This window comes from Guptibacillus spartinae, from assembly GCF_028610625.1.
Taxonomy (GTDB): domain Bacteria; phylum Bacillota; class Bacilli; order Bacillales; family Guptibacillaceae; genus Guptibacillus; species Guptibacillus spartinae.
Map to the genome: position 1 here is coordinate 191,839 of NZ_JAQQWU010000005.1, position 22,369 is coordinate 214,207.

At 42.5% G+C, this 22,369-nt stretch carries 25 protein-coding genes and 1 pseudogene; 8 read left to right on the forward strand and 18 right to left on the reverse strand.

The genetic code is table 11. The features are described 5' to 3' along the window. Positions 1–34: 34 nt before the first annotated feature. Positions 35–1,075 carry a zinc-binding dehydrogenase gene (locus PQ511_RS11395; RefSeq protein ID WP_273852091.1) on the reverse strand — a complete coding sequence of 347 codons (1,041 nt, stop codon included), beginning with the start codon at positions 1,073–1,075 and terminating at the stop codon, positions 35–37. Positions 1,076–1,200: 125 nt separating this feature from the next. On the opposite strand from PQ511_RS11395, the gene PQ511_RS11400 reads away from it, so the two are divergent. Further along, a complete protein-coding gene (locus PQ511_RS11400; protein ID WP_273852024.1) occupies positions 1,201–2,589 on the forward strand; it encodes an amino acid permease in 1,389 nt (462 codons plus the stop codon). A 128-nt stretch (positions 2,590–2,717) separates the two neighbouring features. Then, complete coding sequence (locus tag PQ511_RS11405; protein WP_273852026.1) at positions 2,718–3,233, forward strand: hypothetical protein; 516 nt, start codon at positions 2,718–2,720, stop codon at positions 3,231–3,233. A 44-nt stretch (positions 3,234–3,277) separates the two neighbouring features. Here PQ511_RS11405 and PQ511_RS11410 read toward each other — a convergent pair whose 3' ends face one another. The 3 genes and pseudogenes from PQ511_RS11410 to PQ511_RS11420 form a co-directional block, all read right to left on the reverse strand. Further along, positions 3,278–4,657: a Glu/Leu/Phe/Val family dehydrogenase gene (locus PQ511_RS11410; protein ID WP_273852028.1), complete on the reverse strand. Its 1,380-nt coding sequence runs from the start codon at positions 4,655–4,657 to the stop codon at positions 3,278–3,280. A gap of 150 nt (positions 4,658–4,807) precedes the next feature. After that, positions 4,808–5,791, reverse strand: coding sequence for a Gfo/Idh/MocA family protein (locus PQ511_RS11415; RefSeq protein ID WP_273852029.1), 984 nt, complete (start codon positions 5,789–5,791; stop codon positions 4,808–4,810). A 140-nt stretch (positions 5,792–5,931) separates the two neighbouring features. Beyond that, positions 5,932–6,828 (reverse strand): annotated as a pseudogene (locus tag PQ511_RS11420) (acetamidase/formamidase family protein). 398 nt (positions 6,829–7,226) lie between these two features. Between PQ511_RS11420 and PQ511_RS11425 the strand changes: the two are divergent. Both PQ511_RS11425 and PQ511_RS11430 read left to right on the forward strand, forming a co-directional pair. After that, entirely contained in the window at positions 7,227–8,648 is a 1,422-nt protein-coding gene (locus PQ511_RS11425) for an alkaline phosphatase (RefSeq protein ID WP_273852030.1), read from the forward strand. Between the two features lie 65 nt (positions 8,649–8,713). Beyond that, positions 8,714–9,397: a DUF4352 domain-containing protein gene (locus PQ511_RS11430; protein ID WP_273852031.1), complete on the forward strand. Its 684-nt coding sequence runs from the start codon at positions 8,714–8,716 to the stop codon at positions 9,395–9,397. 155 nt (positions 9,398–9,552) lie between these two features. Here PQ511_RS11430 and PQ511_RS11435 read toward each other — a convergent pair whose 3' ends face one another. The 7 genes from PQ511_RS11435 to PQ511_RS11465 form a co-directional block, all read right to left on the reverse strand. Then, entirely contained in the window at positions 9,553–9,726 is a 174-nt protein-coding gene (locus tag PQ511_RS11435) for a hypothetical protein (protein WP_273852032.1), read from the reverse strand. A 71-nt stretch (positions 9,727–9,797) separates the two neighbouring features. Beyond that, entirely contained in the window at positions 9,798–9,995 is a 198-nt protein-coding gene (locus PQ511_RS11440) for an IDEAL domain-containing protein (RefSeq protein ID WP_273852033.1), read from the reverse strand. Positions 9,996–10,161: 166 nt separating this feature from the next. Next, on the reverse strand, positions 10,162–10,365 hold the full coding sequence (locus PQ511_RS11445) for a hypothetical protein (RefSeq protein ID WP_273852034.1): 204 nt from the start codon (positions 10,363–10,365) through the stop codon (positions 10,162–10,164). Between the two features lie 5 nt (positions 10,366–10,370). Beyond that, entirely contained in the window at positions 10,371–10,739 is a 369-nt protein-coding gene (locus PQ511_RS11450; protein WP_273852035.1) for a nuclear transport factor 2 family protein, read from the reverse strand. Positions 10,740–10,765: 26 nt separating this feature from the next. Next, on the reverse strand, positions 10,766–11,248 hold the full coding sequence (locus PQ511_RS11455; protein ID WP_273852036.1) for a hypothetical protein: 483 nt from the start codon (positions 11,246–11,248) through the stop codon (positions 10,766–10,768). Between the two features lie 43 nt (positions 11,249–11,291). Further along, positions 11,292–11,486: a hypothetical protein gene (locus tag PQ511_RS11460; RefSeq protein ID WP_273852037.1), complete on the reverse strand. Its 195-nt coding sequence runs from the start codon at positions 11,484–11,486 to the stop codon at positions 11,292–11,294. Between the two features lie 174 nt (positions 11,487–11,660). Continuing rightward, positions 11,661–13,088: a sodium/glutamate symporter gene (locus PQ511_RS11465; RefSeq protein WP_273852038.1), complete on the reverse strand. Its 1,428-nt coding sequence runs from the start codon at positions 13,086–13,088 to the stop codon at positions 11,661–11,663. A gap of 301 nt (positions 13,089–13,389) precedes the next feature. On the opposite strand from PQ511_RS11465, the gene PQ511_RS11470 reads away from it, so the two are divergent. After that, positions 13,390–14,142, forward strand: a complete 753-nt coding sequence (locus tag PQ511_RS11470) for a Cof-type HAD-IIB family hydrolase (protein ID WP_420541692.1) — start codon at positions 13,390–13,392, stop codon at positions 14,140–14,142. 88 nt (positions 14,143–14,230) lie between these two features. Here PQ511_RS11470 and PQ511_RS11475 read toward each other — a convergent pair whose 3' ends face one another. Then, the gene (locus PQ511_RS11475; protein ID WP_273852040.1) at positions 14,231–14,773 is read right to left on the reverse strand and encodes a FixH family protein; all 543 of its coding nucleotides are present in this window, start codon (positions 14,771–14,773) and stop codon (positions 14,231–14,233) included. A gap of 248 nt (positions 14,774–15,021) precedes the next feature. On the opposite strand from PQ511_RS11475, the gene PQ511_RS11480 reads away from it, so the two are divergent. Together PQ511_RS11480 and PQ511_RS11485 are read left to right on the forward strand one after the other, a co-directional pair. Continuing rightward, positions 15,022–15,444 (forward strand): excalibur calcium-binding domain-containing protein, encoded by a 423-nt coding sequence (locus PQ511_RS11480; protein WP_273852041.1) that lies wholly within the window; start codon positions 15,022–15,024, stop codon positions 15,442–15,444. Positions 15,445–15,512: 68 nt separating this feature from the next. Then, a complete protein-coding gene (locus tag PQ511_RS11485; protein WP_273852042.1) occupies positions 15,513–16,160 on the forward strand; it encodes a class D sortase in 648 nt (215 codons plus the stop codon). Positions 16,161–16,230: 70 nt separating this feature from the next. Here PQ511_RS11485 and PQ511_RS11490 read toward each other — a convergent pair whose 3' ends face one another. Both PQ511_RS11490 and PQ511_RS11495 read right to left on the reverse strand, forming a co-directional pair. Further along, complete coding sequence (locus PQ511_RS11490) at positions 16,231–17,175, reverse strand: ribose-phosphate diphosphokinase (RefSeq protein WP_273852043.1); 945 nt, start codon at positions 17,173–17,175, stop codon at positions 16,231–16,233. A gap of 264 nt (positions 17,176–17,439) precedes the next feature. Next, positions 17,440–17,937: a DUF1648 domain-containing protein gene (locus PQ511_RS11495; RefSeq protein WP_273852044.1), complete on the reverse strand. Its 498-nt coding sequence runs from the start codon at positions 17,935–17,937 to the stop codon at positions 17,440–17,442. A 146-nt stretch (positions 17,938–18,083) separates the two neighbouring features. Here PQ511_RS11495 and PQ511_RS11500 point away from each other — a divergent pair, with 146 nt between their 5' ends. Continuing rightward, positions 18,084–18,935, forward strand: a complete 852-nt coding sequence (locus PQ511_RS11500; RefSeq protein ID WP_273852045.1) for an STAS domain-containing protein — start codon at positions 18,084–18,086, stop codon at positions 18,933–18,935. Positions 18,936–18,974: 39 nt separating this feature from the next. Here PQ511_RS11500 and PQ511_RS11505 read toward each other — a convergent pair whose 3' ends face one another. From PQ511_RS11505 to PQ511_RS11520, 4 genes are all read right to left on the reverse strand, one after another. Then, the gene (locus PQ511_RS11505; RefSeq protein ID WP_273852046.1) at positions 18,975–19,940 is read right to left on the reverse strand and encodes an aldo/keto reductase; all 966 of its coding nucleotides are present in this window, start codon (positions 19,938–19,940) and stop codon (positions 18,975–18,977) included. Between the two features lie 83 nt (positions 19,941–20,023). After that, a complete protein-coding gene (locus PQ511_RS11510; protein ID WP_273852047.1) occupies positions 20,024–20,455 on the reverse strand; it encodes a GNAT family N-acetyltransferase in 432 nt (143 codons plus the stop codon). 88 nt (positions 20,456–20,543) lie between these two features. After that, positions 20,544–21,347, reverse strand: a complete 804-nt coding sequence (locus PQ511_RS11515; RefSeq protein WP_420541688.1) for an ABC transporter ATP-binding protein — start codon at positions 21,345–21,347, stop codon at positions 20,544–20,546. 18 nt (positions 21,348–21,365) lie between these two features. After that, positions 21,366–22,367: an NAD(P)/FAD-dependent oxidoreductase gene (locus PQ511_RS11520; protein ID WP_273852049.1), complete on the reverse strand. Its 1,002-nt coding sequence runs from the start codon at positions 22,365–22,367 to the stop codon at positions 21,366–21,368. Positions 22,368–22,369: the final 2 nt, after the last annotated feature.

Consider the following 22,369-nt stretch of genomic DNA (forward strand, 5'->3'; position numbering starts at 1 on the left):
AGATAGGAAAGAGGTATTTCGATTGGTGTTGGACTCATTCTTCAGGAAGTAGCACGATCTTCCCTAATTTGCCCGCTTTTTTAAAGTAAAGCTGCGCCTCTCTCGCTTGTTCTAAAGGAAAGGTGCGATCAATCACTGGTGTGATTTTTCCTTCAGCAATGGCGTCAAGCATAAGCTTAAACTCAGCTCTTGTGCCTAATACAGAGCCATAGAGCGTAATGTGTTTTAAATACATTGTTCTAAAGTCAAGCTCTGTTTTTTGTCCTCCAGCAGAGCCAGATGTGCAAAACTTGCCGCCTTTCTTTAGGACATGAAGCGAAGTTGAAAACAGCGCATCGCCAACAACGTCTAACACAGAGTCAATTGGTCCTCCGTTTGCTTTAAGGATTTCTTCAGCAAGCTGATCGGATTTATAAGAAAGGACATGGGTGGCCCCAAGCTCCTTCAACTGATCTTCTAAAGCAAGATCACCTACAATGGCGATAACCGTAGCGCCAAATACGCGTGATGCAATTTGAACATTTAATGATCCCACTCCGCCGTTCGCCCCTGTTACCATAACGGTTTCGCCAGGCTTTGGCTGTATTTGTTCCACCATATGCCACGCTGTCATCCCACTTACAGAGAATACGGCGCTCTTTGTGAAATCTGGTAGAGGCATTTCATAGCAAAGTTCCGCTGGCCACACCACATATTCGGCATACCCGCCATCATACTCAGATCCAATGAAAGACATATCCTCTGAAATATGTTCGGATCCTGCTTCCCCGCTCGATGTAAACGGAAAGAGCACGACATTCTTTCCGATCATCTCCTCGCCCACTTCTTCGCCAGCTTTCACAATTGTACCGGTGATATCTGAACCTGGCGTTCTCGGAAATTGGACCCCTTCTGGGCGCCAACCTGATTTTGTTCCTGTTCCATATGCCCCTTCGCGCATCCAAATCTCCGTATTATTAATGGCACATGCCTTTACCTTAACAAGTACCTCATTCTCTTTCGGAACAGGAATCTCCCTATCCACAACTTCTAATTGATCTACATCACCATAGCCCATTACTTGAACTGCTTTCATCATGGTGCCTGTCACCTCCCGTTATTTGTCGCAATTTGTCATCATGATGGATATTATATCAGTTTCCTTCTCAAGATAGTAGGTAAAGGATTGAACACGAGAATGAAGAAAGTTGGTGAGCTTGTATGAGAAATGAACACATTGTCCAGCAATCCGTTCAGCGCACTCAGGAGAAGAAAGTAAAGAAGGGAGAAGATCATAAGCTTCATTGGTGGCAGTTAACACTGATTGGAATCGGATCGATTATCGGGGCCGGATTCTTCCTCGGGACGGGATTATCCATCGAGCGTGCTGGTCCGTCTGTTCTTTTCCTTTATCTTATAGCTGGTGTGATCGCCTTTCTCGTATTCAGTGCACTTGCAGAGATGTCGGTTCACGACCAAGAAACTGGTTCATTTAGAAAGTATGCGCAAATGGCATTTGGTCATTCAATGGGATTTATGAGTGGATGGATGTACTGGGTTTCTGGCCTCCTCATCATGGCAAGTGAAATTACGGCGCTTGGTCTCTTCACCCAATACTGGTTCCCACAAGTACCACTCTGGATTTTCATGATCCTTTATTCAGCACTTGGGCTCGGCATTAACCTCCTAGGTGTAAATAACTTCAGTACGCTAGAATCATTGTTTGCTGTTGTCAAATTAGCCACACTCATTGGATTTATTGGATTTGGATTACTCTTCTTATTCGGAATCGCTACTCCCGCTTCCGCCGGACAAACCGAATCAAGTTTCATTCCATTCTTTCCAAACGGGCTGATGGGCACATGGTCCGCCATGATTTTTGTTCTTTTTTCATTTGGCGGCATAGCCGTCGTCGGGTTGATGTCCAATGAACTGAAACATAAAGATGAAACACCTAAAGCAGGGCTTGCTACCGTTATCGCGCTGACCACACTTTACCTTTTATCCATTTTCTTTATCCTCTATATGGTTTCGTGGTCGATCATTAGCGAAGACGAAAGCCCATTTGTAACGGCGCTTTCTCAATTTCAACTCCCGTTACTCGGATCGATTTTTACAATCATCTTAATTACTGCCGCTTTTTCTACCATGGTTGGCGCTCTTTTTTCAATTACAAAAGTACTGGTTTCCCTAAGCCATGCAGGTGATGCCCCTAAAGTCCTAGATCACCACACGAAAAAAGGAGTCGCTATCCGTGCATTAGGCGTGAATGCGATCGCCCTCAGTCTCATGATCATTGTTTCCTATGTCTTACCCGATAAAGTATATGAATATTTAACAACTGCTGCAGGGATTATGTTAATTCTAAACTGGGTCGTTATCCTAGCTTCTCAAATCAAAAATCGCAAACAGTATATCGAGACGCCTTCAAAAAAACGTTATTTCAAAATGATTGGCGCTCCCTTCACCTCTTATCTAGGGATCGTTCTTATCTTCCTGGCCATTAGCGGCGCTGCTTTTCAAGAAGATGAACGCATCGGATTATTCATTAGTTTCGGAGTGATGGCCATCATTTTTGCTTCTTATCTTTTTGTTAGAAAAACGCACTGAATTAACGAAATGGCCCTAAGACGATTTGCCTCCCTCCCTTCTTTTTGTAGAAAAACATGACTTTTGCCTTCGTTTGAATAAAACGCTTACCGGGAACCGATAATTGTAACTGAAAGGAGTGGATATTGTTGGAAAAGAAATTCCCTATTCTTCTTGCGTCCTGCCTTCTATCAGGATCTCTTATAGCGGGTTGCGGATCAAACGGTGCTGAGGATAACAATAGTACACAAACCTCAAATAATTCGAGCATGGAAGAGAACAGCGCTTCAGAAAGTGAAAGTACAAATAATGAAGGAATGAATGACTCCAGCTCAGAGAGTGGGTCAGAAGAAACAATTGATCTAGATGTAGGGGTTGATACTGCGTTAACGAATCTTGACGAGCTTAAGGCAACACTTGAGAACAGTAGTGACGACATCACTGCCATTAATGAACAGACAAAGTCCCTAGAGGAAAACTGGGACAAGATGGAAGCACAAGTAGAACAAGAATTTCCTGAGGAATACAAAGACATTGAAGAAAGCCTTTATCCGCTCATTGATGAAGGCAAGAAGGATGAGCCTGATACAGGTAAAATGAACGAATTAATCGATGAAACGGTCATGAAGATGACAGAGTTTAAAGAAAAGCTGCCTGCTTCGTAAGACTCATAAAGAAAGCCCTCTCCCGGTTGGAGAGGGCTTTTCGTTTAATAAAGCTTTCCGTGACGATAAAGAATATTTGAAAGTTTCATCACCGTATGAATGTAGCAGTTTTGTCTAAGCGCAAAGGGATCACTGAAAAATTGGGGATAGATCTCATCCATCGTTTCCTTCATTTTTTTAAATAAAAGGGAAAAGACTTCTTCTTCACTATAAAACTGAGTTTCCCTTCCTTGAAGCCATTCGAAGTAAGAAACGATGACACCACCTGCGTTTGCGAGAATATCTGGAATAACGAGTACCCCATCTTCACTTAGCTTCCTGTCTGCTCCAAGCGTAATCGGGCCGTTCGCCCCTTCCACAATCATTCGCGCTTTCACTTGGTCGACATTGTCTTCATGAATTTGATCTTCCAGCGCTGCCAAAATAAGCACGTCTGTATCTAAATAAAGGACATCTGCCCGGTCTTGAATATCTGCCTTTATGTCATGCTCACTCAAGGCTTCTTCCGTAGTCGGCAAGTCTCCTTCATGATTAGACGTAAATTCAATCAGCGCCTTTATATCAAGACCATCTTCATTGTAGAGCGTAACGTTGCGATCGCTTACCGCCACTACTTTTGTATCCAGGTAGTTGCAGCTATACGATTCAAGCGCAGCAACGGAGCCAACATTCCCAAATCCTTGAATTCCGATCGTTAACTGGCGCTTCGAATGCTCAAGTGCCGTTTTCGCAAAGCGATTATCATTTTTCTTAAACCACTCTTCATTCTCTTTTACGAAATTATGAAGCATGTAGCGGAGCGTATAGTAGACGCCTTTTCCTGTTGCTTCTCTGCGACCTAGTGAGCCACCGTTTACCTGACTTTTGCCAGTAAAGCTTCCGCGGTAAGGCCGTCCTTGATGAATGCTTTTATATTCGCCCATCATCCAGTCCATCTCTCGTTCCCCAGTTCCAACATCTGGTGCTGGAATATCCTTATCCGGGCCAAGAATGTCACAAAAATTTTGCACGTACGTTTTTGAAATCGTATGTAGTTCTTTTTCCGAAAACTCGCGTGGATTAATGACGACACCGCCTTTTCCTCCACCAAATGGCACGTCATGAAGCGCATTCTTAAGCGTCATTAGCGTCGCTAGATTGATCACTTCATCTTCTTCAACTGATTCATGAAAGCGAATCCCCCCTTTGTAAGGACCTACCGCGTTATTATGTTGAACGCGAAAAGCAGGAATTCGTAATATCTTCCCGTTTTCTAGCGGAACGCGAAGAAAGGATTTTTGAATTTGGTTCGGGGTTGAGAGAATCGATTCAAGAGACTTAAACGCATTCTCACGATCTTCATCCTTGAAATTTGGTAAAAACGATTCATCTTCGAGTAGAGCATTTAATGATTCTTGAACAACTTCTCCATATTTACTAGCCAATTTCATCCCTCCATATTTTTGCTATTCTATTAATAACGTACCCGTTTGAATCTAGTTCAAACGGGCTAGATGAAAAGGCTTACTCTTTCTTTTTATAAGAAAGGAATCAAAAAAGCCGTCACACGTACATCTTGTGACGGCTAGAATTTTTTATCGATGATCAGCTGGAAAAGTAACACCAATTTGCTTTCGCGCTTCATCCATTACTTTAATAGATCGAAGAGAATGTTCATGCGAGTTAATCGTTGACTGACTCTTTCCCTCCTGAATAAGTTCAATAAATTCTTTCGCTTCATACATCATCGTATGAGACTGCGACTGTGTTAAGTCTTCGATCGATCCATCACGATAGTGGATTTTCACTTCCATCGGAGATCCGATTTTGTCGATAATAATACTCCCGTTTTCTCCTTGAATTTCTGACGGCAGGTGTGAATCTGTGATCTTTGAATACATGATTACCGCTTCTTTGTCTTCATACTTCAGCAAAATACTCCCTTCCCCATCAACGCCAGACGCAAGCATGACACCTTCCGCTTTAACCGACTGCGGCATCCCAAGCATGGAAACGACAGGATAGACACCGTATACACCAATGTCCATTAGTGATCCATTTGAGAACTCCGGGTTAAATGCATTTAAGACTGTGCCTTCTTTGTAAGCATCATAGCGCGAAGAATACTGACCATAATTCGCGACAAAACGTCGGATTTGACCAATTTTATGAAGGTTCTCTCGTACCATTTGCATGTTTGGCATGACAGTCGATTTCATCGCTTCCATTAAGAGAACACCGTTACGTGAAGCAGCCTCAACCATTTGTGCCACCTCTCGTTGATTAGACGCCATCGGTTTCTCACAAAGGACGTGTTTCCCTGCGTTCATAAAAATGATCGACTGCTCCGCGTGAAGCGAATTGGGGCTAGCGATGTAGACCGCATCAATTAGCTTGCTGTTTGCCATTTCTTCCAGACTCGTAAACGTCACCTCTGCACCATGCTTCTCAGCAAATGCCTGTGCTTTCTCCTCCGTTCGAGAATAAACCGCTGTAAGCTTAAAATCTCTAAGGTCATTCGCCCCCTCAAGAAAATTATCTGTAATCTTATTTGTTCCAACTACTCCAAAACGAATCATGTTCTATTCCTCCAATTCATTCAACACATTCGACAAGTGACAGGCACCGTGCTTAAGCGTGCTCCGTCCTTGCTCCGTGCTACCAAGTATATCTCAAGCGAGTGACAGGCACCACCCGAACGATGTCAGCTTATGTCGAATTAGATGAATCGAACGCCTAGCTGCTGCTCTAGCCATTTTGGTACAGCGAATCTGGCTGTCATTAAAGGATCAACAACCTGACAGATTTCCACCTGCCCAACGGCACTCATAAGCATGGTAGCTTCACTAACAGGCATACCAGTTTTCTCGATTACCCGATCGACCATAAGCTCTGTTGCTAGTTTTGCTGCTTCATCAAGCGTGGCCGCTGAAGCAATTTGAGTAACAACTTCAGCGTTTTCCAGCATCGGCTGAACAAGCTATTCTCCCTTTATCACTTCAAGCTTAACGGTTGCTTTGCCAGGTACTTCGATACCTGAAACGCTGACTTCCCCGTCTCCCATCGCTGCATGAAAATCACCTAATCCGAACAGGGCGCCTTCCGCGAAGACTGGAAAATAGAGCACCGCTCCCTCTGTAATCATCTTGTTATCCATATTTCCGCCATGCGCACCAGGCGTACCACACGAAACACCATCGCCTTCTGGGGCGACGCCAATTACGCCTATCATCGGATTTAACGGGATCCGAATATCATTAAAACGTGCAACCCTATTCTCAATTTGAATAATTTTTGACTCCATTTCCTCTAGACGATGCCCCATAACGCCAAGATCCGGTCCAACCACCATAACACCTTGATCTCCGATTTCAAGCTTTTCAATCGAAACCTTCAGCACATCACCCGGTTCTGCATCCTTCACGTAAATGGGACCGGTTGCCGGATTAACTCGATTCCAATCAATCCCCGCAATTTCGTCTTCCTTCGTCTGTAGCTGATTTTCAAAGCAATCATACGTGACGATTTCGATGCTAGTCCCCGAAGGAACAATTTTTACAGGTCGATGAGCTTTGTTAAATTCATAAATGACCGAATCGTTCATGAGTAAGTCCATGTCAAATCTCTCCCTTTTTAATATACTGATAATTTTAACAGTTTATCAGAAGGATTGTCTTCTCCAGACGCCAATCATTCTTTCTATGAAAAAAGTCGTATGAAAATAGCCGTCAAAAGGAGATTCCAAAAGCGATACTTATCCCCTCTCCTCGCTCCTTTTACCTATTTTTCGCAATACCACTTGCAGAATGAAGGCGTTATCATTACGCTCAGTAATAGATTCAATCCACGACCTCATTTTCAAAAAGAAACTTCTTTCGTGAATAACTACAAATTTTCGACTGTGACAATCGACCTTTTTATCTTAAAAGTATCCTTACAATCTATTAACATTCACTTCAAGTCTATCCGTTAGACTTTGATTTGTGAGAAAAAACGCATAAGGGGGAACTTCATTTGTTTAGTAAAAATGCGAAAAAGAAGCTGATTCCATTCGCTGTCATTTCATCATTGGCTGTGGCAGGTTTTGCAGGGGTAGGTACCGATACAGAAGCAAAATCGGAAAAAAATAAGCACGAAAAAAACGAAATCGAAAACGTTATTTTCTTAATTGGAGATGGCATGGGGCCAAGCTATACAACAGCCTACCGCTCTTTTATGGATGATAAATCAACACCTTACATGGAAAAAACAGCTTTCGATGAGTATTTAGTAGGTGCTCAAGAAACGTATTCATGGGACCCTGAAGAAAGTGTAACGGATTCTGCCGCCGCTGGAACGGCGATGGCTGCAGGAATCAAAACCTATAACGGTGCGATTTCAGTAGATATGGACAAGAACGAAGTTAAGACCGTTCTTGAAGAAGCAAAAGAAAATAAAAAAGCAACAGGACTTGTTTCCACTTCCCAAATCAATCATGCCACACCTGCATCATTTGGTGCTCATGATGAGTCACGCAATAACTACAATGACATTGCAGACGATTACTATGATGAAATGATTCATGGTGAGCATAAAGTAGATGTTCTACTCGGTGGAGGAACTTCTTACTTTGAGCGCTCTGACCGCAACCTAACGGAAGAATTTCAAGAAGACGGCTATAGCTATGTAACATCAAAGGATGAACTCGCAAAAGACGATAACGAACAGATCCTTGGCCTCTTCGCTCCAAAAGGAATGGATAAAGCGATCGACCGTACAGAAGATACGCCTTCTCTTGAAGATATGACGGATGCTGCGCTTGAGCGTTTGAGTGACGACAAAGACGGCTTCTTCCTTATGGTAGAAGGAAGCCAAATTGACTGGGCTGGTCATGATAACGATGCTGTCGCAGCCATGAGTGAAATGGAAGACTTCGAGAAAGCCTATGCTGCCGCAATTGAATTTGCGAAAAAAGACAAGCATACACTTGTTGTGACAACTGCTGACCATTCTACTGGTGGTTTCGCTATGGGTCGTGACGGTGAATACAAATGGGATCCAGCACCACTTAAAGCAGCGAAAAAGACGCCTGATTACATGGCAGCACAAATCGCTGATGGCGCAGATGTAGAGAAAACACTAACGGAAAACATTGACCTTGAGTTAACGTCTGAAGAAATCGCTTCTGTCGAAAAAGCCACTCAAACAAACGACGTCGTTGAAATTGACAATGCCATTGAAAAAATCTTCGACCTTCGTTCAGGAACGGGCTGGACAACAGGCGGACACACTGGCGTTGACGTGAATGTCTATGCATACGGTCCACACTCCGAGAAGTTTGCTGGCCTGCATGATAACAATGAAACAGGTCAAATGGTGATGGACTTACTTAACGAAAAGCATGGAAAAGACCACGGTAAGGATCATAAGAAAGACCACGATCACAAAAAAGACTAGTAAGTCAGATTTCCCCGTTGCTTCAACTAGCAGCGGGACTTTTCTTTAATAGGAGGCCTCTTCAAATGAAACACGTCATCACGATTACCTTACTTTCAGCATCACTTTTTCTAGCTGGCTGTGCTGCGAATAATGCGAATCAACAGGCTAGTTCACAAACTGAGAATGCAACTACGGCTACGAAAACATCCGATGCAAAGGCAGAGCATAAACAACAAACAGAAGTAATCGATAGTCCTCAGGCTCCTGACGACAGCTCACTCACTAAAGTCGGAAAGTCTTATCAGGACGCAGATGGATCGATTACTTTAAAAGCAAAATCTGATTATGATGAGAAAACGGAGATTGGGGATATGGCATTGACCGTTTCAGATGTGAAGGTGATGTCCTACTCTCCTTCTCCTGACTTGATCGACTTTTTCCATGGCTATTCCAACGATGAAACCACATTTAATTATGTAAAGATTCGCGTCAACGTGAAGAACACGTCAGATCAAACGGTTAATTTCGCGCCAGTTTCAGCGCTTAAAACGAGTGATGGAGAGAAAAAAGGATTCGACGATGACTTTTACCTGGAGAACCTATACGGAGATTATGAGCCTGGCGAAGAAAGAATTGGTCAGCTTGGTTTTGTTCTGAATACGACGGACCTTGGGAATCTTGAGTCAATGACCATTCATACAAGTGATGTGTTCGATCCAACTGGAGAAACGCTCATGAAGGGCAAAGCCATCACCGTCCCTTTCTAAAGATGCCCTTCGGGGTGTCTTTTTTTCGTTTCGCGGAATAAAAATGTTTTTCGCGGAATTACTAGATGTTTTCGCGGAATTCATCATCTGTTTCGCGGAATTATGGACATGATCGCGGAATTCCCCTTGTCCCACAAAAGAAATAGGCACTTAACTCATCCATTCTTAACGCTTCCAACCGTTTTATAGCCTTTTTTCAGAAACCAGAGAAAATACGTCGCAAATGATAGACCAAGTCCACCGAAAAGAAAGACGGATTGGAGCTTGTACCCCTTGTTTTCACTAACCCAATTCATCACATCATAAAAAACCGCCGCTAAATCTAGCATCAACATCTCCTCCTGAGTGTGTGAATACTAGATTATAAGCAAGCGGTTTAACATATATACCAACTTTTTCATTATGTGAGTGAATTAAGACGATCAGATAACTGCATAAACGTTTCACGGTCGCGACAATCGAGCGCCTCGTCAATTTCTTTCTTTAATGTATCCTGCTTTTGTTCGATACTGGAAGCATTGATGTGTTCGAGTAGTTGCGCGACAATCTCCTGTCTCTTTTCCGAAATTTGATTCTGGTAGACTTTTCGATTCTCCATCATCCCATCCTCCATTCATATTGATAGAAACGCTTCTACGTTTTCTATGCGATTAATTACAGTTTAACCGATTTTCACAAAGTTTAAACAATAGTTTAGAAGATTCTAATAAATAAGGTCGAATTTTGTACTATTTTACTAGGCTAAGGAAAGATTCGCCTTTTACTTACATCGTTTCACTGCGACCTTTCTTATAAAGACAATAGCCTTCAAAGAAATAATAAAACCCTGCAAGGAGACACCCGATAAACGAAATGAAATGAAACCCTAGTAAACCGTACTCTTTATGAATGAGCAAATCTAAAGATCTTACGGATGATAGGAGTAGTAAGCTCCCGATCAAATAGTTCACCCATGGTTTGTTCAACATATGCTTCAAATCCCCTTTTGCTCTTCAATGATAAAAGAATGAATTTGTTTAATCATCCCGTCTTTGTGTTTATTAAAGCGGTACGTATCACAAAAGGCATAGATTTTTTCACCTTGCTCCGTATTCACATGAATTTTCCCTTCAACTGCTGCCGTAACACCATGGGTGATCATGGTGTCGATGCTTAAGGTCACATTGTCATGTTGGTGCATACGATTCAACGCCTCTTCAAACGCCGCCTTTCCTTCGATCTTCTCTTCACCAATTAGATGCCACTGCACATCATCCGTTACGCTCGCGAGGACCGCATCTCGATCGCCACTCATGAATGCTTCATTGAATGCTCTTAGAAATGTCTCTTTTGCTGTCGCCATTTTTTACCTACCTCCCTTATTGAATCCTACATCCAATTAATCCCCCACAGGCTTTGAAGAAACGCCATATAAACGGTTAAAAGCCCTGTTACGATTAGCAATACCCCGATGAGAAAACGAAAAGCACGAATTTTCTTAAGAGTTACCATGCAAACAATTAGAGCAATGAATGAACAAACATAATAAACAAAAAAGAGTTCAAAAACGGTGTAAGGCCCCATAAATAAACCAAAGACAGCAAACTGAAGGTCAAACGCTAAAATCGAGTAAGAAAGCCATTTATAAGAACTCTTATAAATTAAAAGCGTAGCGATCGCAAGGAAAAACGAAACTAAAAGAAGAATGAAAAACGACCACTCATAGACGAAAAACATCGCTTCGCTCGAAACAGCTAGAAAATAGCCAATAATCGATAGTGGGACAATCATGAATAGAAGGAGCGCATTTATTTTCACATAGCTTAATTCTGTTAGTTTTAAATCCTCATGACTCAGTTCCGGTGTACTCAACCAAATCCCCCTTTGCTTAATATAGGATCTTGAGGAAAGAACCTCACTCTACTTTTTCCTTTTTATCTATTCTTTTTCCTTCCGCTTTTTTAAAAAAGTAATACAGTCCGACGCTTAATCCAAAAAGCGCGAAACAAAGGTAGAGAGAAAGGTTCCACTTAACATGACCAAAGACAAGGACGGGAATAACTAAAATGACCATTTCATAATGAATAAAATCGCTAAGTTTTTTCAACACGGCATCCACTCCTATCAAATTGAACTTTCAATAAATAGGACGATGTAAAACGTGTAACGTTTCATCGATTTGCGATATTTATAAAAATCAACTGGTAGAGAGGATAGCTGACTGAAAGCCTCCCTCCTTCCCAAGCGAAAACGCCATTCCTGAAAGCAGAAATGGCGTTACTTTTTAGTTATTTTTTATATGCTTTCCTTTACCAAAGTAGAAAAGACCAGAAACAATGCCGATGATGACCATTATACTCGCGAAAATCAACCCAGCAACCGCCCCAAATTGAACGATGAAGGGCACGGAAAGTGCTGTGACAAGTCCACCTCCAAGGAAAGGTTCATAAACTAGCTGCTTATAACCGAATGCTTCAAATGCTGGTGATTCATTTTCAGGATCAACAATTCGCATGAGCAATAAGCCTGTTGCCGTCACCCCCATTGATTGACCAAAATCACCAATGCCTCGTTCAAACCAGTAGTCTGGAATAATTTTCGGGGCGAGGATAAGAAAACCGAATAAATTCCAGCTGATTCCCGCTACAGCAAGAATTAAGAATGGCACAAGATACTCACCAATGACGTCAAGAGAGACGGTAGCAATTGCGGTAATGATTAACACATCAAGGGCTAGCCCCTGAATTCGGTTAATCATGCGGCGATCGACAAGGTTATATTTATCTTTCTTGCTAAAGAAGACTTGAAGAATAATCCCACCGAACATGGCGATCGGAAATAGTGGAATATACTTCATAAAGCTTGAGCCCGTCCAATTAGTGATTGTTATGCTTTCTAGTCCAATTAATCCTTGAAGGATCAACCAACCGATCAAGATGGCTATCATCACAATGGCGAGGTGAAACGAAAGGGGTTCAATCGATTCAGGACGAGTCGTCATTTTACCTGCGGGTTCACGATTCTGGTATTCCATAATCCCCTGCTTACGCAGTTCAGAGAACCCATTCACGTCCTTGATGACTTTCGTTTTCCCTCTACGAACTGCCCAGTTAATAAGAATAATACCGAAAACAACCCCTGATAACACCCCTACTGTAGCAAGACCGATTGCCAGGTCAAACGCCTCTTCAAAGCCGAGCTCTTCAAATGTACTTGCCATCCCTGCTGCTGTCCCGTGTCCACCTTCAAATGCGACTTCAATTAGAGCACCCGCCATAGCAGGTATATCGAAAAATGGAGTTAAGATGAGAATGGCGACTAGTAAACCAATCACGTATTGTCCCCACCCAATTGCCCAACCGAAAGCTAGCTGCGGACCACCAAATGTCCAAATGTCATGGAGCTTTGGCATGGTGGCTCCAAGAAATAGCGATGCAAAGACAACATTAATCATTAATCCAGGAAGTGCAGACCATACGTCAATAATGGTTGCTGTCATAATTCCATTCGCTAAAAAATGGTCTTCTGAGACGAAATTTAGCATGATCTTCCCGAGTACCTGTGGCCCAAGAAGCAATGCGACAAATCCACCTATTATGGAGGAAGGAAGAAATAAGTTCTGTAATCCTTTTACTTTTAAACGGATCATTTTTCCAACTAATAGAAAAACGCCGATATACAACAATGCGAATCCAACCTGTTCCGGATTCATGATCTTTCACCTCTTTGGTATTTATAATTCCTCAGCTTATGAGGCGCGTCACAAAAATTGATGATGCGGTCCACTCCTTCACTTCCTCGCATGAAAAACAGTAAAACTTATTTCGGGAAATTCCTTCTCATTTTTTTTGAGGGATGAAGTAGTCTGTGAATTTTAGACTCCTCACGAGCTCTTACGGTCGACAAAAACCACTTGTTAAAATGTGTGGTATAATCGGTAAATCTGAAAAATGTACCAAGTTGCAAATACTACAGTTCGACATCATTTTAGTTTAAAATGGAGAGAGCGAAAAATAGGAGTGGTAGAGATGGAAAAAGAGATTAAACTAATCGCCTTAGATATGGATGGCACACTTGTCAATCATGACGGAGAGGTGTCAGAAGAAAACGAAGCGGCTGTTCAGAGAGCGAAAGAAAAGGGCATTCACGTTGTGTTAAGCACGGGACGTTCTTTGCCTTTCTGTCGTGACATCGCCGAACAGCTGGGACATTCTGCTTATTTAGTGACAGTAAACGGCGGACAAATTTATGATAAAGAGCTTAATCTTGTCGAAAGCACGCATCTAGATCATCAGCTTGTCGAACGGTTATGGGAATTAAAAGAAAAGCATGACGTGTATTTTTGGTCTTCTACAACAGAAGGCGTATTTAATACACAAAAGCCTTTTGAACGTGAGATCAATGATTACAATTGGCTGAAATTTGGCTTTGATATTAAAGATGATGATATCCGAAAAGTGATTGCAGATGAAGTGATGGCGAACGAAGCATTGGAAGTAACGAACTCTAGCCCAACGAACCTTGAAATCAATCCGGCAGGCGTAAATAAAGCTGCTGCCTTAATGAAGGTATGCGACTGGCTTAATCTTTCGATGGAAAACGTCATGGCCGTTGGCGATAGTATGAACGACATCGCGATGATTCGTGAAGCTGGCTTTGGCGTTGCCATGGGCAATGCGCAGGACCGCGTCAAAGAAGCCGCGAACTGGGTGACGAAAGACTACACCGAGCACGGCGTCGCTCACGCCATCGATCGAGTGCTTTAATGGTGCCTGGCACCACCCGATAAAGCTCATTAAATGTCGAAAAAAGGCGCAGTGGAGAAAAACTCCACTGCGCCTTTTTTTCATATTCCTATTTCTCCGCGACTTCAAGCACATATGGTTTATGTGTATGAAGCTCTTCCCCCTTCTCCACATGAACTTTCAGCTTGTACGTTCCTGGATCGGAAATTTCTGTAGCTCCCTCATACATACCTTCACTGTTCTCTTCCGCATCTGAGTAGGTATGCTTCTCCTCTCCCTCTTTCCAGTACTCAAAACGCACATTTGCTTCAGTAAGTGGTTGCTCCGATTCGGTTACGGTCGTTATCAGGACAGTTGGATCCACCTCATCATTCTGAAGTGAGATGCCTACATGACCTCCATGACCATGCTCTTCCTCATGTTCACTCTCGTCTGACTGATCTTCAGTCATCCTAATCTTAAACCCAGCATCACCCGCTTCTTCTGCTACGCCTCCTTCCTTCTCTACCGCACTGTTTGCCTCGTTATTGGTAGCGCTTGTATGGCTCATCTCCTCATTACTTGCTTTACCAGTATCACTATCACCTGGACCTGAACATGCGCCAAGTGCTACTAAACAGGCAAGTCCTACGGCAACTGAGCTTTTTTTCATCTACTCTCTCTCCTATCCACTTTTTCTCTTTATATGAAGCTAACGAAAAATCCCCCTCTCATGGATCACTCTCCCCATCAAAAATAAATAAACCATCCTTCTCCCATACTTGTGAAACTTATTTTCCAACTGTAGTAAAATTTTCTCTTTATTCTATCTATTCTGACAAATTACATGACGTTTAGATTGGAAGCTGTTACCATATAACAAGGGATGGCAAAAAAATACTTAATCCGGGGAGGAAGAAGATGAAAAAGCTCGTATCTTTGTTGGCAACTTTCTTATTGGTCTTCGGCTTTTCAAATGTAGGGTATGCGGATGATGACAAGAATTGTGATGACTTCTCTTCTCAAGAAGAAGCGCAAACGTATTATGAAAACAACGACCCAGATACTGATCCAAGTGATCTTGACCGTGATGATGATGGACAGGCGTGTGAGAATTCTTCCTACAGTGGCTCTGATTCTTCTGATGAAGAAGCAGCTACTAGCGACGACAGTGCATCTTCGGATGATGAAATGACAAGCGAAGAAGATAGCTCTTCAGACTCTGCAGAAGAAGGTGCTGAGATGGCAGAAACGGCTACAAGCTACCCATTGTATATGGTACTTGGACTTGCAATCGCTGCATTTGGCTCACTCCTTCTATTAAAAAGACGCGTACATTCTTAAGACACATACCATCCCAACGAGATAGGCCATCTGCGCCTATCTCCATTTTTTAAAGAAGGTGATGAATGGTGATAAAGAAACTCAGCTTACTCCTCATCGTCATTGGCATCCTGCTGTCAGGATGGAGCGGTTATGAATGGTGGAGCCAAAAAAATGCCGTCACATTCGAACCCGAAAAAGCGCAGGCGATTTCAAATGACTGGAAGGATACCGCTTATCAAAAAACGGTCAATCGAGAAGTGGTTCAAACGAGTGATGTTCTCTCATCAAAAACACCGATTTCTTTCAAAACAGGAGAAAAAATTGGCGAATTAACCATACCGGAATTAGGCTACCTCTATCCGATCTACTGGGGAACGGACGAACAGACGCTGAAACAAGGTGTTGGTATGTATGACACAAAATTCACAACGCTACCTGATGAAGCGGGCCACACTGCACTTGCAGGGCATCGCGATACAGTCTTTGACGGTCTTGATCAACTCAAAAACGGGGATCGCCTCTACGTGACAGTAGATGAGACAACCTATGAATACCAAATTCGTAAAACCTGGATTACAGATGAACAGGATCGTAGCGTTATTGTCAAAAAAAACTCGCCCACCCTCACGCTCACAACGTGTTATCCGTTTGATTACCTCGGCTCAGCGCCAGATCGATACATCATTCAAGCAAATTTAATTCAAATCGATGACGGGAGTGACCCACAATCCTGAGTCACTTCCTATTCGCATTGTCGCTTCTCCATAAAAAAAGAGAACTGCTTTAACAGTTCCCTTCAAAACGTTATCGAATTTGACTAATGGATAGCTTTTCTTGCACAATGCGAATCGCTTCTGCCAACAGAGGAGCGATTGAAAGAACCGTAATTTTCTCAAGATCATCAGCTTCTGGAAGAGCAATTGTGTTTGTTACAACCACTTCTTTAATCGTAGACTCCGCAATTTCCTCCGTTGCATGACCGGAGAGCACGGGGTGGGTAAACGTAGCGTAAACTTCCTTCACGCCGTTTTCTTCCAGTATACGTGAAGTGAACGTTACATTTTTACCCGTATCAATCATATCATCTATGATAATCGCCGTTTTTCCACGCACATCCCCAATGACGTTTACTGTCGATGGTTCACCTGTATCATAGGAACGACGATCAATTAAAGCGATTGGCGCGTCAAGCAAGGATCCGAGCTTACGAGCACGAAGCGCACTACTGTTATCTGGTGCCACAACCACTACATCTTCCAAATTCTTCTTCTCAAAATATTCAGCTAAGATGGGAATACCGGAAACCTGATCCACCGGGATATTAAAGAAACCTTCGATTTGATTCGCATGAAGATCAATTGTTAGTACGCGTGTTGCGCCTGAACGCTCCAACATATTCGCGATCAACTTTGCTGTAATGGGCTGTCTTGGTCCTGTTTTACGATCCTGTCTCGCGTACCCGTAATAAGGTAACACAACATTAATCGTTTTAGCAGATGCTCGTTTTAATGCATCGATCATAATCAAGAGTTCCATTAGGTAATCATTTCCTGAGCCTGCGATTGATTGAACCAAGTATGTATCGCAACCACGGATGCTTTCCTCAACGTTCATGTGAATTTCACCGTCACTAAAGCGTTTAACGGAACAATTTCCAACTTGAATTCCAAGCGTCTCAACAATTTCTTGAGCCAACTCTGGATTTGAGTTCAAAGCGAACACTTTCACATCTTCTTCCTGGCGTAGCATAGCGTAGCTCCTTTATCTTTCGTTTATTCCATGATCAATACAGCACCTTAATCAAGACGTCCACTTAAGATGCCCTTACCATATAAGCTGTATGAATGTCATACGTATGTATTTAGTTTAAACTTCCTTTCCACTATACCATACACAGAAGGAGAATTTCTGCAGATTTTTTTGGGAATTCACCCAAAAAACCAATGAATTATTTACGATTATGAACTGTATGCGCTTTACTTCTTATAATTAGAATTTTTCGCAGATTATCCTCTACCTCCACCTAATCGAATGCACCAAATACAGAAAAATGGCGCTAAAGATCATCGTAAGAAAGAGAGGCATCACCCACCAGACCAAACCTTCTTCCAATCCCTTTGCGATTTGTACACACTCCACTGTTAAATAGGCAAACAAGAATGCGATTGTATTTTTCAAAAAACGCATGAGGACAACGGCACTTCGATATTGTAGAGCTGCATTTCCCTCAGTAATTTTCACCACATAATTGTATCTATGAGGATAGCGTTCAAGTATAGTGAAAACTCCCCATATCAAAATGCCAAGCCCAGGCATAAGAATAATAGCCGTCTTTGATCCCCAATTATCTGCCTCACCTGCTGCATTAAAATGAACGGGAACACGATTCGGTATTCCGGACCATTCCAACGAAAGATAGATGATGCCTAGAATCAGAAATGTAAGTGCTACTATATCCATGCATTTTTGGAGGAGCGTCTTATCAACCTTTATCCTTGGACGATTTTCCATATGAACCCTCTCCTTTCATCCTAATAGATTTACGTATAAACGATATAGAAAGTTCCAACAATTTGCTTCTAATGCTTTTCATACTATAGAATGGACAAGAGAGACGACTCATTTCCATATAATCGTTTTAAGGAGAGTAATTGTGTATGACGAATGAATATAATCTAGACTCAACAGAGTTTCATTCACTGAAAACCGCTTCTAAACGATTATTTAAGTTAATCACCGATCGTTTAAATGTGAATACCGCGTACGTGACGAAACGTGGAGAAGACGCCATGACTGTTGTAAGCTCTTTCAATGAAAGGGAAGAAATTATACCAGAGGGATATGCTGTAGAATATAGCGGTACCTATTGCCGTTTAATTTTTAATAATGAAAGTAGTGTCATGCATACGCCCAACTTAGAACGTGATGAGTTCACGAAACAACTAGAAGTTACGTCACAATTAAAAGTAAAAGGATTTCTTGGTGTTTCATTAACAGATCGAAACGGAAAAATCTTCGGCACCTTATGCGTCATGGATAAAGAAGAGAAGGCATTTAGTGAAGAAGATATCGCCTATTTAAAATCGATGGCTGAAATTCTTGCTTACATCATTGACCTCGATCAAACTAAGTACAATTTGGATTTCTTAAGCGTACCAATCGTTCCAATTACAAAAGGAATTGCCATCTTAACACTGCAAGGTGTAATCGATGAAAGAAGAGCCGAGAACATCATTCAACAAGTCCTAGAGTATGGTGCTAGTCAGCAAATCAATCATTTTATAGTAGAATTATCAGGCTTAAAAATTATTGATGGGTATTTTCCAGTAACCCTTGGAGACCTTTTCAAATCCATTCAACTGATGGGAATTGAAACGATCATTACCGGGATTACCCCGACCATTGCCCAACAGGAAGTAGCCAATGAGCAGCTTCCTCACTTTAAAACCGTTCAAAATCTTGAAGCCGCTCTTAGCTACATTGGGTTTAAATTAGTCGAAAAAGAATAGCAAATGCCGCAATCGACCGAGATTGCGGCGTTGTATTCTTTACATCTTCGCGACTTTCCTTGATTCTTCATCAATTCGGTTCATTTCCTCTAGGGTTAGTTTAAATCCTAATACCTTCACATTATCTTCTGCATGCTTTAACTTCGACGCGCCAGGAATGGCCACAACCGTATGATCATGAAAATGAACGAGCCAATTTAACGCAACCTGACCTGCTCCGACACCGTAAGAATGCCCAATCTCTTTTAATACATTGATTAGCGGCAAGGTTTTAGCTAATCCCTGCGGTTTAAATTGAGTCATGTGTTTACGTGGGCCTGAAAGATTTGCGACAAGTTCAGGATTTTGATGGAACTTTCCAGTTAATATCCCCTGCTCGAGTGGGGAATACGCAATGATGGTGATGCCATTTTGCTTAGCAAGGTCCAGCACTCCATTCGTTTCAATCCGTCGGTCAAGTAAGCTATATTTCATTTGATTGGATGCAAGCACAATGTCATGACGCTTCAATTCTTGGATGGCTCGATCCATTTTATCTCGATTAAAATTACTTACACCTACCGCGCCAATATCGCCTTTTTTCACAAGCGATGCCATTTGCTTCATTTCTTTTTCTGGAGATGAAAAAGAAAACGGTTGGTGCACCTGATAGAGGTCAATTCGACGGCCATTTAGAGCATCTTTCCGCTTTTGGATCGTACTTGAAATGGAGCCAGCCGTCCGAAGAAGCGGCCACCATTTTGTCGCAATGAGCGCATCCTTTTCCTCAATCCCAAGGCGTTTTAATGCACCAGATAAGGCTTCCTCTGATTTTCCTTTTCCATAAGCTTCCGCCGTATCAAACCAGTTAATCCCACCATCAAGGCTCATTTTCACAATCGCATCCATGTCTTTTTCTGAGATTGTTGAAAAGTAACTTCCGATCATCCCACTTCCCTGACTGAACTGCCACGTTCCAAGTCCAATTGGCGAAATCTCATACTCTGTTTTACCTAGTTTCCTCACGTTACGCCACATCCTTCATTTGTCTTGGACTAAGTATAGCACCGATTTATGGAAATTCGTTAAGATCATGCCTTTACAAAGGTTTACGCCATGAATTCCTTTCTAAACACAAAGCTAACTTGATCATAAGACATTTTTTCTCTATAAAAACGATGTGCTTCTTTCTTTTGAAGTCCTGACGATAGCGCCACCGATTGATACCCGTTCTCTACTGCCCAGTTTTCAACAAAGGAAAGAAGTTTACCTCCATATCCTTTCGAACGGTGTTGTAGGCTCGTGACGAGATCACAGACCCAGACAAATCTTCCATAGTAGAGCGTAATCATCGGCTTAAATCCAGTAACCGCAACAAGTTCATCTCCATCATAAAGCCCATAGAGTCGATACATGTCTTTCTGATGCGCTTCTTCAACTAAATCAAGATATGTCTTTTCATCCAAATGCTGACGAAGCTCTTGCATCACTCGAAATGCTTCACGCCACTGATTTTTCGTTCTCATTTCTTTAATCATCATGCCCTCCTATAGTTTAGCGATAACTAGGTATTCGCTAGAAAAGAAGATCATCCTTTCACAAAAAAACCTGCACCATAAGAGGAGCAGGTTAAGTTGATATTTTGTAAACTTGGTCTTCACACAACCCATAAGGCAAACAAAGCGGCTGACCTGAACGTGGGTCGTATATGATGTCGCTTCGAACACCAAACACTTCTTCCAATATCTCAGACGTCATCACATCAATCGGCGTTCCTGCTTTCATTACTTCTCCCTTTTTAATCGCCACGATGTGATCCGCATAACGACTCGCGTGATTTAAATCATGGACCACCATGACAATCGTTCGCTTTTCTTGAGCATTTAGCTTTTGTAAAAGCTCAAGCACCTCGAGCTGATGCGCCATATCGAGAAATGTTGTTGGCTCATCGAGAAAAAGTATTTTCGTATCCTGAGCAAGCGCCATCGCAATCCAGGCACGCTGGCGCTGACCGCCTGACAGTTGATCAATCGGACGGTTGGCAAATTCACCAATCCCCGTCATTTCAATTGCCCATGCAATCTTTTCTTTATCCTCAATCGTTAGTGCTTTCAACCCTTTTTGATGAGGAAAGCGGCCGTATGTAACAAGTTCAAGCACCGTAAGACCTTCTGGAGCTGTAGGGTTTTGAGGGAGAATCGCTAACTCTTTCGCAAGATCGCGCGTTTTTTGCTCATGGATCGCTCGCCCATCCAGATAGACCGTTCCACTTTTGGGCTTCATTAACCTGGATAATGTTTTTAGAATGGTCGACTTTCCTGAACCATTCGCCCCTACAAGAGCTGTAATCTCTCCTTCAGGTATGGCTAGATTCAATTGATCCACAATGATCTTGTCCTGATAACCGATCTTAAGATTTTCTGTTTCAATCACCACGCTCACTCCTTCCGCTTATACTTCTGCAAATTCTTTGTGATGGGTTGAATACATCGCCATTGCTTCTGCATCAGGATCAAGAAACGCTTTTGCACTATTTAGAGCTTTGGGTCCCTCCGCAAGTCCTCCAGCGATGAGCGTTAATCGGTGTGGATAGGTGACGATATCTCCGACTGCAAAAACACCGCGTATACTCGTTTCCATTTTTGCATCGGTAACGACTTTTCCATCGTTCATCGTCATGCCCCAATTTTGGATACCGCCTAAGTCGAGATCAAAGCCATGATTAACAAGAAGTGCATCAATCGAAACCGTTTCTTTTTCTCCGGTGTCAATATGAGTCAAAACAACCTGCTCAATGTGCTCTTTACCAATCACGTCAGAGACATAACACGAACATTTCACGTGCGTTTCCGATTTGTTCAACTCTGTGATACTACTTTCATGACCGCGAAAAGCCTCTCTGCGATGAACGATCGTCACTTTATCTGCAATCGGTTCAAGTCGATTCGCCCAATCGATCGCCGAGTCGCCTCCTCCAGATATCATCACGTGCTTTCCTCGAAAGTCCTCGACACGCTCGACGGTATAATGAAGGTTTCCCCCCTCAAAATGCTCCGCACCATCAACTGGTAGCTTTTTCATGCCAAGCGTACCGTGACCAATTGCCAGGATAACTGATCGAGTGTAGTGGCGTTCACCGTTGTGACTCGTCAGAATAAACGTGCCGTCTTCTCCCCGCTCAAGACCATCTACTCGCTCTCCAAAAACCATTGTTGGATCAAAGGTGCTCGCCTGTGCGTTCAACTGCTTGATTAAATCCGCTCCAGAGACGCCAGGAATGCCACCGATATCTCTTAGAATTTTCTCTGGATAGAAATAAGTCACTTTTCCGCCAACTTGCGGAAGGTATTCAATAACCTTCGTCTTTAACTCACGCATGCCGCTATAAAAAGCGGTAAATAAGCCAATGGGTCCTCCACCAATGATTGTCACATCATAGATTTCATTTTTCACAT

Coding starts and splice junctions, on each gene's coding strand:
- PQ511_RS11430 (WP_273852031.1), top strand. CDS start 8,714: ATGAAACACGTCATCACGATTACCTTACTTTCAGCATCACTTTTTCTA.
- PQ511_RS11440 (WP_273852033.1), bottom strand. CDS start 9,995: ATGGAGAATCGAAAAGTCTACCAGAATCAAATTTCGGAAAAGAGACAG.
- PQ511_RS11495 (WP_273852044.1), bottom strand. CDS start 17,937: ATGGAAAATCGTCCAAGGATAAAGGTTGATAAGACGCTCCTCCAAAAA.
- PQ511_RS11435 (WP_273852032.1), bottom strand. CDS start 9,726: ATGCTAGATTTAGCGGCGGTTTTTTATGATGTGATGAATTGGGTTAGT.
- PQ511_RS11480 (WP_273852041.1), top strand. CDS start 15,022: ATGAAAAAGCTCGTATCTTTGTTGGCAACTTTCTTATTGGTCTTCGGC.
- PQ511_RS11445 (WP_273852034.1), bottom strand. CDS start 10,365: ATGTTGAACAAACCATGGGTGAACTATTTGATCGGGAGCTTACTACTC.
- PQ511_RS11415 (WP_273852029.1), bottom strand. CDS start 5,791: ATGATTCGTTTTGGAGTAGTTGGAACAAATAAGATTACAGATAATTTT.
- PQ511_RS11500 (WP_273852045.1), top strand. CDS start 18,084: ATGACGAATGAATATAATCTAGACTCAACAGAGTTTCATTCACTGAAA.
- PQ511_RS11490 (WP_273852043.1), bottom strand. CDS start 17,175: ATGCTACGCCAGGAAGAAGATGTGAAAGTGTTCGCTTTGAACTCAAAT.
- PQ511_RS11510 (WP_273852047.1), bottom strand. CDS start 20,455: ATGATGATTAAAGAAATGAGAACGAAAAATCAGTGGCGTGAAGCATTT.
- PQ511_RS11475 (WP_273852040.1), bottom strand. CDS start 14,773: ATGAAAAAAAGCTCAGTTGCCGTAGGACTTGCCTGTTTAGTAGCACTT.
- PQ511_RS11465 (WP_273852038.1), bottom strand. CDS start 13,088: ATGAATCCGGAACAGGTTGGATTCGCATTGTTGTATATCGGCGTTTTT.
- PQ511_RS11450 (WP_273852035.1), bottom strand. CDS start 10,739: ATGGCGACAGCAAAAGAGACATTTCTAAGAGCATTCAATGAAGCATTC.
- PQ511_RS11395 (WP_273852091.1), bottom strand. CDS start 1,075: ATGAAAGCAGTTCAAGTAATGGGCTATGGTGATGTAGATCAATTAGAA.
- PQ511_RS11400 (WP_273852024.1), top strand. CDS start 1,201: ATGAGAAATGAACACATTGTCCAGCAATCCGTTCAGCGCACTCAGGAG.